The following is a 10,545-nucleotide window of genomic DNA, read 5'->3' as shown; positions in this document are numbered from 1 at the left end:
GTGTTCATGACACGCTTACGTTAGGGAGGTTTCCCTCAATTAAAAAAGCTACTAGACTGACCTCTTCGCATCATTCAAACGGTATTAGGTCAAAGGGGGAGGTCGAGTGTGAATGGTGATGCTTAAATCTATTGGTTACATCACCAACTTTTACAGGTTTGTGTACTAGGTCTCTCTGATATAATGCTTTATAAGGTATTGCTTATGATTTATCCATTTACTTGATTGTGGTTATTATCTATCATGATCAATCAGTTGTTTAAGCTGAGCAACTGTTTGAGGGTGTGAAAATCATCTTCTACATATAAACGTTTATATTAATGGAAATCATTATGAAAAAGATGGCTCTAGCAGCTGCATTAGCAGTTAGCTTCTCAGGTGCTGCATTTGCAGCTGAAGAAACAGCAGCGGCAGGTACTGGTACAGCAGCAGGCGCTGGTGCATCTGCAGCTGCAACTGGTACGGCTACAACAGTAGCAGTAGCGACAGCAGCAGTAGCGGCAGCAGCAGCAGTAGCGGTTGCTTCTAACGAAAGCGGTGCAACAACGACAACAACTACTCGATAATTTTTGAGTAGGCGTTTAAAACCATTTTATGTGAAAGCATAAAGTGGTTTTTTTATATCTAATTGATTAATTTTCCATATTGGACATCAGCAACCAGATTGCTAGGAAGCAGAACTCGTCATGCTTAAACCTCTAATCATATCTCTTGGTCTTTTTCTTGCTGGTTGTTCTCAGCAGTTTCAAGACGTTAACTCTACTTTTGATGAAGCCTTTTTTGGAAGCTCCGATGTTGAGCTATCCAAGGAATACATTCAAACGTTACCTTATTCCAGCATTTATGCAGAAGTGAATGACCAAGGTAAGATCTTCATGGTCTTAGCGTACGTCGGTGAAAACCCGCAAACGGGCGCAGAGCAGTTAAAGTGGATGTCTTCTGACAAAGCGATGATCGTCACTGAAAATGGACGTATTGTACAAACGCTATTGCTTCCTTACGAAAACCTCTCTGGTTTGGCATTCCAGCCGTTAAATACATTCTCTTCTGCAAACAATTCGTCAGCCGATTCTTCTTCTGCGTTTGATGTGTCAGCTAACCCCGGTGCCCAAAAGTGGCAAGCGGTTTACGACTGGCAACCCAACTATCGATTTGGCTACAAAGCGAACATCACCCGAACGTATGTGGGAAATGACACGGTTGAAACTCCGTTAGCGTCTATCGATACCAAGAAATTCCAAGAAAAAATTCAATTCCCAATATTAGAACAAGACATCACCAACGAATATTGGGTCGACAGCGAAGGCAAAGTGGTAAAAACCATACAGTATTTAGGCCCTGATATGACAAGGCTTGAGTTAACCGTCCTTAAGCATTATCAAAGCAATTAACGAACAGGGTAATGAACTAAAATGATGAATTATATGAGTCATACATCAAAAATGACGGGGCGTCGGTTGCCATTGGTGAGAACTATGTTAACGATGAGAGCTCTGTTAATGATCAGCGCTTTATTTGCTTTGAGCTCCGCTTCTTCGGCTTCTGATCTTGTTACGCCTGAACGCTCTTCGTCGATTAAAACAACAATCGAGCTTCCTCTTCAAGGTGTGACGCTTGAGTATCAAACTAACGTTCGACTGCTTCGTGTATTAGACGACGCAAACGCGAATGCGAGCTCTAACGCTAACGGTACTATTGGTTACTTCCCCCTTTCGGCTCAACTGTTTGATATAACCAATACTGAAGCGACTGCAGTTACTGGATTTAAAGAAGCTAACCAAGCTATCGAAGCCAAAAAGCGCAATGTACTGAACCAGCTTGAAGCTTTCGCAGTAGAAGAGCCAGAAGCAAACTTAGTGCGCCAACAATTAGCCTCTTTCCAATACCTCAATCGAGTTTTTATTGAGCTAGACCGTAATGCCGTTATCTCTCAATCAGATAAGAACCCACTGCTTGTTTCAAGTTCTCATACTAACAAGCCGTCGTCTACTGCCATAAAAAGAGCATCTACTAGCCAAACTCAAGCCTTTTCTCTGTACTTACCACAACGACCAACGTCAATTCAGTTGATGGGGGCAATGAAAGAGTCGGTAACAATGAATCTGATTGAGCATGGCACGTTGAATGATTACCTCGATGCATTACCGAATGGCTTTATTGGTGAATCTGCAGATAAAAGTGTGGCTTATGTTGTTCAGCCAGATGGCGTGGTACAAACCATTCAATACGCATACTGGAACGAACAGCCGGTTTACTTAGCACCAGGTGCCATCGTATTTATGGCGTTCTACTCTTTGCCATCGGAATACTCAACGTTGAACCAAGATATTGTCGATTTGCTACGTCATAAGGTTGGCCTGTAATGCTGAAACAGAAATCATTCCCTCTATCGGCAGTGTGTGCATCGGTTACCTGTGCTTTATTAATGACCAACAGTGCTTCCGTTTTTGCCGAAACAACCATAGATTCCTCTTCGATTCGAGCAGAAAAATCATCATTCGACGACACTGAATACAGAACATCGCAAATGAACTTTGGTGGTGTTGGCTTAATGCAAATGCCAACAGGCCGAATGGCACCAGAAGGTGAGTTCAACTTTAGCGCCTCGTTTAATAACGAATACTACTTTTATAACGTCAGCCTACAGGTGATGCCTTGGCTTGAAACCACCATTCGTTATACACAAGTACAAGATCTCTTTTATAGCGGTGGTGGCAATCAAGATTGCTCTCAAAACTCATTCAGTGGCTGTACTAAATACACAGATAAAGGCATCGACTTTAAACTGCGTTTAATCGAAGAAGGGTACTACTTACCAGAAGTGTCAGTAGGCGTGCGTGACTTCGGTGGTACTGGCTTGTTCGATGGCGAATTTGTCGCGGCAACCAAACGCTTTGGCCCTGTTGATTTTACCTTGGGCATGGCTTGGGGATACATGGGCACCAGTGGCAATTTCACTAACCCATTGTGTAAAGCCAGTGACAAGTATTGTGAACGCCCGTCTGATTATAAAGGCAATGGCGGCAGTGTTGACTTTGAACGCTGGTTTAAAGGCGATGCGGCAATTTATGGCGGCTTTGAATACCAAACCCCTTATAAGCCGTTAACTTTGAAGCTTGAATACGATGGCAACGATTATTCTCAAGACTTCCCTGTAGTACGTGGTGGTGTCGACATGACACAACACACGCCATGGAACGTGGGCGCGGTCTACCGTTTCACCGATTGGGGCTCAGCGAAAGTGAGCTATGAGCGAGGCGATACTTTAACCCTTGGCTTCGATCTTTCTACCAACTTCAATGAAATGTATTCGGTGTGGCGAGATACCGAAACAGCAGAATTGCGCCCAAGTGGTGTCGATACGGTTGACGATATTGATATGGCGGCCCTTGCAGAAGAACTTGAAACGATCGCGGGCTATGAACAAGCGCAAATCTTGGTCGACGATAATAGTATTGTGGTAAAGGGTACTCAGGTTAAATACCGCGACAGAGATATCGCCCTTGAGCGTGGTGCGACCGTGATTGCCAACGCGGTGCCGAGTTACATCGATACTTATAAAATCATCGAAAATGATAAATCGATGGAACTCACTGAGACAACGGTAGATGCACAAGCGTTCAAAGCGGCGGCTAATAACAGTTATCTCAATGCTCAAACCAGTGATGCAACTGATACTCACGAGTTAGAGCGTAAGAAATCCGTTATTTATCATGATGGGCGTGAGCGATTCGATGTGTCGATTTCACCAAACCTAGCGCAATCGTTCGGTTCGGCTGAAAACTTCTATTTATACAGTTTGGGTTTATACACCAACGCTTCGTTCTGGGCGTTAAACAATGTTGAACTGTCGGGCTCTTTGTACGTTAACTTAGTCGATAACTACGACAAGTTTAACTATACCGTCCCATCAGACGGCACTGACCAAACGCCAAGAGTAAGAACCTTATTCCGCTCTTACGTTGACGATCCGGTTCGCTTAGATCGCTTACAACTGACGTGGTTTGAAGACTACGGCAGCGGTGTCTACACCCAAGCTTACGGGGGGTACCTTGAAAGCATGTTTGCGGGTGTGGGTGGCGAAATCCTGTATCGACCATTCAACCAAAACTGGGCCATTGGTGCAGACATGACTGCAATAAGCCAGCGCGATCCTGAAAGTTGGTTCGGCACATTTGATCAAGAGATTCAAGTTAACCCAGATGACAGTAGCCGAACGTACAAAGTGATCGATAAGGGCACGACGGGCTTCATCACCGGTTACTACACCCCACAATGGGACTTCTTGAGCGATACCTTGCTTAAAGTGGGCGTCGGTAAATTCCTTGCGGGTGATATCGGGACTCGTGTCGATTTCTCTAAGCAGTTCAAGAGTGGCGTTATTGCCGGTGCGTTTGTCAGCTTAACCGACATGACAACGGAAGAGTACGGTGAAGGCAGCTATACCAAAGGCTTCTATGTATCGATTCCGTTTGATCTTGTTACCGTGAAACCAAGCTCAAGCCGCGCAGGCTTTACCTGGTTACCGATCACGCGTGACGGCGGACAAGTGTTGAATAAGCAATACAACTTGTTCGATCAAACCGATGCTCGCTCACCTTGGTTCCAAAGACCGAGTAGCGTTAAGTAGATCGAAAGCAGATACGGGTGACGAGTAAGCGGGATGCGAAGAGCGGGGAAAGAGCAGTCTCGAATAATCGAATAACGAATAGCTTAAGATATCGTGATGTTCATCAAAGGGGGAGTTAGAGGGGGACGTTAATCTATGTGTTACCAACCCCTCCCTGCCTCCCCTTATGTTGGTATTTTCTGCCAAGCAACAGTTGTGATAAAGGGGAGGAGCTAAAAGCATCCCGACACGGCTTTAGGCTCTTCGTTTACTCGTATCTCGCTACTCTCATCTGCTCTTTAGCTCTTCGCCACTCGTTCACTCGAATCCCGTATCTGCTCTTTAACCATTCAACTAGGTTGATAATAAACACAAATTGTGGATAATGCATACGCAATAAAATAACCGTGTGAAAGTCCGATCTTTGGCTCGGTTTATGACAAAAAACCTCTATCTCAATTCCAGATAGATAGAGGCAGATTAACTACGCAGTGTGATGTCGCGGAATATCAAAGGGCGGTAGCGTTCCTATCTTTGATATTAAGTGGGAGCGATATCACAGTAATAGCCCTCCTTAACTCTATTAAATACTGCGTAGCTGATAAAATTGTTTGTTCTAACTTCTTTGGGTGTCCTTTGGGATATCACGACACATTCCGTTTCTATGACTTGGTTAACATGAAGATTAATAAAAATCGTCTCCTTTTAGCGCTCCTTCCTGTATTGCTTGCAGGGTGTACTACTCCAGGAACTCACCTTTCTACTGGCAACAAGAATGTGATTCAGCCTTCAGAGGAACAGCAAGAATCTGATATCTCTGATGTGGTTAACCTTTACCCACTGACAGCTCAATCAGTATCGACTTACCAAACGGGTACATTGTCGGTGTCACAAGCCAACCCTGAACTCGACGTAGACATCGCAAAGTATGAATACAAAGTCGGTGTGGGCGATATCTTAAATATTACGATCTGGGATCACCCTGAACTGACCATTCCAGCGGGTTCTTACCGTAGTAGCACAGAAGCGGGTAACTGGGTTCATGCAGACGGCACCATCTTCTACCCATACATTGGTACAGTAGAAGTTGCAGGAAAAACGGTTCGTGAAATTCGTTCTGATATAGCGGAACGTTTGGCGAAATACATCGAAAGCCCTCAAGTTGATGTAAACGTAGCGGCTTTCCGATCTAAGAAAACCTACATTACCGGTGAAGTATCTAAACCTGGCCAGCAGCCAATCACTAATATCCCTTTAACGTTACTGGATGCCGTGAACCGTTCTGGCGGTTTGTCTGAAGATGCTGATTGGCGTAATGTTTCATTAACCCGCAATGGCGTGGAAGAGAACCTTTCACTTTACGGTTTAATGCAACGTGGTGACCTAACCCAAAACCGCTTACTGCAAGCCGGTGATATTGTTCACGTACCGCGTAATGACAACCAGAAAGTGTTCGTGATGGGTGAAGTGAACGATCCTCAACTACTTAAGATTGATCGCGTTGGGATGAGCCTAACCGAAGCACTCAGCAACGTAGGTGGTATTAACCAACTGACGGCAGATGCAACGGGTGTGTTTGTGATCCGAACTTCTGATGATAAATCAGAACGCATGGCGGACATCTACCAACTCAATATGGAAGATGCATCAGCTTTAGTGATTGGCACCGAGTTTGATTTAAAGCCTTATGATATTGTTTACGTAACGGCAGCGCCAATCAGCCGCTGGAACCGTGTAATCGGTCAGCTTGTACCAACCATTTCAGGCTTCAACGACCTAACCGAAGGTATGTTGCGCGTTCGTAATTGGTAATAAGCCCTGGTTTGTAATAAACCCTAATTAATCATCAGGTTGCATTGTACGTGTAACCTGATTTTTACATCTAAAAGTAAACCCAGCTTATAAGCCCAATACAATTAGAGACCATTATGTTTAATAAAATTTTAGTCGTATGCGTGGGCAACATTTGTCGTTCCCCGACTGGAGAGCGAGTTTTACAAAACTTGCTGCCCAACAAAGAAGTGGCCTCTGCCGGTATCGCTGCTGAGAAAAGCCGTTTAATTGGTAAGCCTGCAGACGACACTGCCATTGTAATAGCCGCTGAAAATGGGGTTGATGTTGAAAATCATCAGTCTCAACAAGTCACGCCACAGCTTTGTGCTCAGTATGACTTGATTTTGGTGATGGAGAAGGGCCATTTAGAAGCGCTTACTCAAATATCGCCAGAGGCACGTGGTAAAACTATGCTGTTTGGTCAGTGGATTGGCCAAAAAGACATTCCTGACCCTTATCGTCAAAGTCGTGAGGCGTTTGAACACGCTTATAAGCTGATTGACGAAGCGGCGCAAGCTTGGGCAAAAAAACTGTAGGTTTAAATGCAATAGATTTTAGATGCAGTAGGTTTTAAATAGACAGCTTTTTAAATGTCATGCTCTAAATGTAGGCATGGCAAAGCCACCAACGGAATAATATAAAAGAGAAGTACGCGGAGCGTATATAGTCTCTTAAATAGCAATACTTTAGGAAGTAGCAAACAAATGACAACACAACCCTCTCAGCAATCGCATACAGATAACTCTGATGAGATAGATTTAGGAAAACTGCTTGGCATCTTATTAGATGCTAAATGGCTAATCATGCTCACCACATTCGTTTTTGCTGTGTTTGGTATTGCGTTTGCTTTGCTTTCGACGCCGATATACAAAGCGGATGCCCTGATCCAAATTGAAGAGAAAAGCTCTGGTGGCATCTCTTCTATGGTTGGTGATATGGGTGAATTGTTCTCTCAAGAATCTTCAGCTACAACCGAAGTCGAGATCATCAAATCTCGTATGATTTTGGGTGAAACGGTGGATAAGTTTAACTTAACGACTGTGACCTCACCTAACTATGCGCCAATCGTCGGCAAAGGCTTTGCACGCTTAACTGGCGACATCAACCACATTGCGGTTAGCCGTTTCAACATGCCAAGCTATGCGAGCGACTACGGGCACACGATCCAGATCCTAGATGCCGAGCAGGGCACTTACCAATTAGTTCGCGACGATGAGCGCGTTATCCTAAAAGGCAAAGTGGGTGAGCTAGCAACAGCAGACGACTACAGCTTGTTTGTGGCAGGTTTTGAATCACATAACGATTTTGAATTCTCTATTAGTCAACGTAGTCGACTAGAAGCGATCGAATGGTTGAAAGCTTCTTTGTCTTTGTCTGAGCAAGGTAAGCAAACCGGTATTTTGAAGCTAAGCTTTGAAGGTGAAAACAAGCAACAGATTTCTGAAATCCTTAATCATATTAGCCAGATCTACTTCTTACAAAACGTGAAGCGTAATTCAGCAGAAGCAGAGAAGAGCCTACAGTTCTTAGAAAGCCACCTTCCGGGCATTAAATCTGAGCTAACTGGTTATGAAGACGTACTAAATAATTACCGCCAAAAGAACGAATCGATCGACTTGGGCTTAGAAGCACAATCAACCCTGAAGGTAATGGTAGAGCTTGAAGCGCAATTGAATGAACTGACGTTTAAAGAAAGTGATATCAGTCAGCGTTTCACTAAAGATCACCCGGCGTATAAGTCACTGATTGATAAGCGTAAAACGTTGTTGGGCGAGCGAGAGCGCCTGAACAAGCAAGTGCAAAAGTTACCGAAAACACAACGTGAAGTACTACGTATGACACGTGATGTTGAAGTAAACCAACAAATCTACATTCAGCTGTTAAACAAGGTTCAAGAACTCAGCATCATCAAAGCCGGTACGGTCGGTAACGTTCGTATCTTAGATGACGCTCAAGCGTATGCTCGCGCCGTTAAACCGAAGAAGCCGCTGATTGTTGTGTTAGCAACGCTACTGGGTGGCATGTTAAGTGTCGCATTTGTATTAGTGAAAGCAGCGTTCCACCGTGGTGTTGAAAGCCCTGACCAAATTGAACAAATCGGCCTTCCGGTTTACGCAGCGGTACCAAAATCAGATTTACAGATTGAGCTAACCAACCGCTTTAAATCGAAGAAAGTACAAACAAAAGGCGTTCAGGCACTGCTTGCTGAATCGAACCCTGCCGATCTTTCGGTTGAAGCACTGCGTGGCCTTCGTACCAGCTTGCACTTCGCGATGCTAGAAGCGAAAAACAATATTCTGATGATTTCTGGCCCCGCGCCAGGCATTGGTAAATCATTCATCTCGACCAACTTTGCCGCAGTAGCCGCCAAAACAGGCCAAAAGGTATTGTTGATTGATGCCGATATGCGTAAAGGTTACCTACAACAAAGCTTTGGGGTGAACTGGGATAACGGCCTTTCTGATGTATTGAGCGGTAAGCAAGAGTTTGCTCAATCCATTAAAGCAACACCGGTAGAGAACCTAGACATTATTACTCGCGGCCAAGTGCCACCTAACCCCTCTGAGCTGCTGATGCACCCACGCTTTGCAGAACTGATGGCATGGGCATCGAAAGAGTATGATTTGGTGATTGTTGATACCCCACCAGTACTTGCGGTAACCGACCCAAGTATTGTTGGCGCCTTTGCGGGTACCACATTAATGGTTGCGCGTTATGGCCAAAACACCATTAAAGAGATCGATGTGGCTCGTAACCGCTTCGAGCAATCGGGTATCGAAGTGAAAGGCGTTATCTTCAACGCCATCGAGAAGAAAGCATCAAGCTCATACGGCTACGGTTACTATAATTACGCATATTCGAGCGACAAGAAATAAAGTTAAAGAGCAGTAACGAGATGCGAGTAACCGGGTAAACGAAGAGCAGAAAGGCAGATACGGGATGAGAGTGGCGAGATACGAAAAGTGATGTTGATGTGGCCCCTAAAAAGTAGACACAAGGGTTTAGTTGATTAGTTCAAAATCCATGGGGCTCATTCCACCTAGAGTCCCATGTCTTCTTACCGGATTATAATAGGTATCGATGTAAATTCGACTCTGCATCGTCATTTCTTGTCGTGATAGTTCACCTAAGTTGTTCATCCACTCTTTCTTGTATTGCGCAAAGAAGCTTTCAGAACACGCGTTATCCCAACAGTTTCCTTTTCTCGACATGCTGATTTTAATCTTGCGTTTACGATGCCAACGGATCGTTTCCAACGCTCGATATGAATGCCTTGATCTGAATGAAACAAAAGCTCGCGACCTAAAGGTTGTCTTTGTTCCCAAGCCTTATTCAGACTTCTTAGCACTAACTTTGCGTTGTTAATGCGACTTGTTGACCAGCTAATCACTTTACGTGAAAACAAATCTAAGATGACGCACAGGTATTGCCAACCATCTGTACAGCGCACCTGAGTTATATCTGACACCCAAACACGATCTGGTTTATCTACGTTAAATTGACGGGCAAGAATGTTATAGGCAGGCATGAGTGTATTTTGCCTTGGTGCTCGTCCATATCGCTTCCAGCTAACGCAAGAGCGATAGCCCATATTTTGCAAAAGCCTCTGTACTCGCTTTTTATTGCAAATAAAACCGTTAGCAACAGCTGCCTCCCAAAGTTTTCGATAACCAGGAATACAGTGCTGAACTTTGCTTTCTTTCCTCAAGTAGTTACTTAAGGAGTCATTTTCTGTCTCTCGTTTCGAGGGTTGTCTCGTGAGCCACTTGTAGTAACCCGCTGTAGAAACGTCTAACCATCGACACAAGCGAATAACAGGAAGCTTCACACAGGTTTTCTTTAGAATGTACTCGAACCTTATTCTTTTTGGCTGTCGAAGAAAGCCTTCGCTTCCTTTAAGAAATCATTCTCCAGCTCCGCCATTTCAAGTTTCTTCTTCAATTGACGGATCTCTCTTTCCAATTGAGCAACGGATTTTTCAGGGCCTTGATTAGGTATTGGGAGGGAGTTAATCTTCTTCGACGCCATTTGGCACAGGGCAAGATCATGAAAAACCCATATGGAATAAGGGGTAGCGTGAAGCGATGTTTCCACTAATTTGT

General features: G+C 44.3%; 9 protein-coding genes and 1 pseudogene. 7 read left to right on the top strand and 3 right to left on the bottom strand.

Annotated features, from left to right (window positions below):
- The first annotated feature begins 332 nt into the window (after positions 1 to 332).
- The 7 genes from AB4512_RS21210 (at position 333) to AB4512_RS21180 (ending at position 9,318) form a co-directional block, all read left to right on the top strand.
- Positions 333 to 566, top strand: a complete 234-nt coding sequence (locus AB4512_RS21210; RefSeq protein ID WP_372175584.1) for a hypothetical protein — start codon at positions 333 to 335, stop codon at positions 564 to 566.
- Positions 567 to 686: 120 nt separating this feature from the next.
- A complete protein-coding gene (locus tag AB4512_RS21205; protein ID WP_065584528.1) occupies positions 687 to 1,391 on the top strand; it encodes a YjbF family lipoprotein in 705 nt (234 codons plus the stop codon).
- Positions 1,392 to 1,475: 84 nt separating this feature from the next.
- Complete coding sequence (locus AB4512_RS21200) at positions 1,476 to 2,363, top strand: capsule biosynthesis GfcC family protein (protein ID WP_372175583.1); 888 nt, start codon at positions 1,476 to 1,478, stop codon at positions 2,361 to 2,363.
- Entirely contained in the window at positions 2,363 to 4,630 is a 2,268-nt protein-coding gene (locus AB4512_RS21195) for a YjbH domain-containing protein (protein ID WP_372175581.1), read from the top strand. Before AB4512_RS21200 ends, AB4512_RS21195 begins: the two co-directional genes overlap by 1 nt.
- A 657-nt stretch (positions 4,631 to 5,287) precedes the next feature.
- The gene (locus AB4512_RS21190) at positions 5,288 to 6,421 is read left to right on the top strand and encodes a polysaccharide export protein (protein ID WP_017063131.1); all 1,134 of its coding nucleotides are present in this window, start codon (positions 5,288 to 5,290) and stop codon (positions 6,419 to 6,421) included.
- A gap of 116 nt (positions 6,422 to 6,537) precedes the next feature.
- Entirely contained in the window at positions 6,538 to 6,978 is a 441-nt protein-coding gene (locus AB4512_RS21185) for a low molecular weight protein-tyrosine-phosphatase (RefSeq protein ID WP_017063132.1), read from the top strand.
- Positions 6,979 to 7,146: 168 nt separating this feature from the next.
- Positions 7,147 to 9,318 (top strand): polysaccharide biosynthesis tyrosine autokinase, encoded by a 2,172-nt coding sequence (locus AB4512_RS21180; protein WP_372175579.1) that lies wholly within the window; start codon positions 7,147 to 7,149, stop codon positions 9,316 to 9,318.
- Positions 9,319 to 9,444: 126 nt separating this feature from the next.
- Here AB4512_RS21180 and AB4512_RS21175 read toward each other — a convergent pair whose 3' ends face one another.
- The 3 genes and pseudogenes from AB4512_RS21175 to AB4512_RS21165 form a co-directional block, all read right to left on the bottom strand.
- Positions 9,445 to 9,654, bottom strand: a complete 210-nt coding sequence (locus tag AB4512_RS21175; RefSeq protein ID WP_372175577.1) for an integrase core domain-containing protein — start codon at positions 9,652 to 9,654, stop codon at positions 9,445 to 9,447.
- Complete coding sequence (locus tag AB4512_RS21170; protein WP_372175585.1) at positions 9,579 to 10,289, bottom strand: IS3 family transposase; 711 nt, start codon at positions 10,287 to 10,289, stop codon at positions 9,579 to 9,581. Before AB4512_RS21170 ends, AB4512_RS21175 begins: the two co-directional genes overlap by 76 nt.
- An 11-nt stretch (positions 10,290 to 10,300) precedes the next feature.
- Positions 10,301 to 10,545, bottom strand: a pseudogene (locus AB4512_RS21165) (hypothetical protein); the annotation flags it as partial.

It is taken from the genome of Vibrio sp. 10N.222.52.B7, assembly GCF_041474275.1.
Lineage (GTDB): Bacteria > Pseudomonadota > Gammaproteobacteria > Enterobacterales > Vibrionaceae > Vibrio > Vibrio crassostreae_C.
Note: the sequence above shows the minus strand (reverse complement) of the source record. Positions and strands in the feature narration are given on the sequence as shown.

What these genes read in the sequence shown, in the direction of transcription:
- AB4512_RS21210 (WP_372175584.1), top strand. Translation starts at nt 333, where the DNA reads ATGAAAAAGATGGCTCTAGCAGCTGCATTAGCAGTTAGCTTCTCAGGT.
- AB4512_RS21205 (WP_065584528.1), top strand. Translation starts at nt 687, where the DNA reads ATGCTTAAACCTCTAATCATATCTCTTGGTCTTTTTCTTGCTGGTTGT.
- AB4512_RS21200 (WP_372175583.1), top strand. Translation starts at nt 1,476, where the DNA reads ATGTTAACGATGAGAGCTCTGTTAATGATCAGCGCTTTATTTGCTTTG.
- AB4512_RS21195 (WP_372175581.1), top strand. Translation starts at nt 2,363, where the DNA reads ATGCTGAAACAGAAATCATTCCCTCTATCGGCAGTGTGTGCATCGGTT.
- AB4512_RS21190 (WP_017063131.1), top strand. Translation starts at nt 5,288, where the DNA reads ATGAAGATTAATAAAAATCGTCTCCTTTTAGCGCTCCTTCCTGTATTG.
- AB4512_RS21185 (WP_017063132.1), top strand. Translation starts at nt 6,538, where the DNA reads ATGTTTAATAAAATTTTAGTCGTATGCGTGGGCAACATTTGTCGTTCC.
- AB4512_RS21180 (WP_372175579.1), top strand. Translation starts at nt 7,147, where the DNA reads ATGACAACACAACCCTCTCAGCAATCGCATACAGATAACTCTGATGAG.
- AB4512_RS21175 (WP_372175577.1), bottom strand. Translation starts at nt 9,654, where the DNA reads ATGTCGAGAAAAGGAAACTGTTGGGATAACGCGTGTTCTGAAAGCTTC.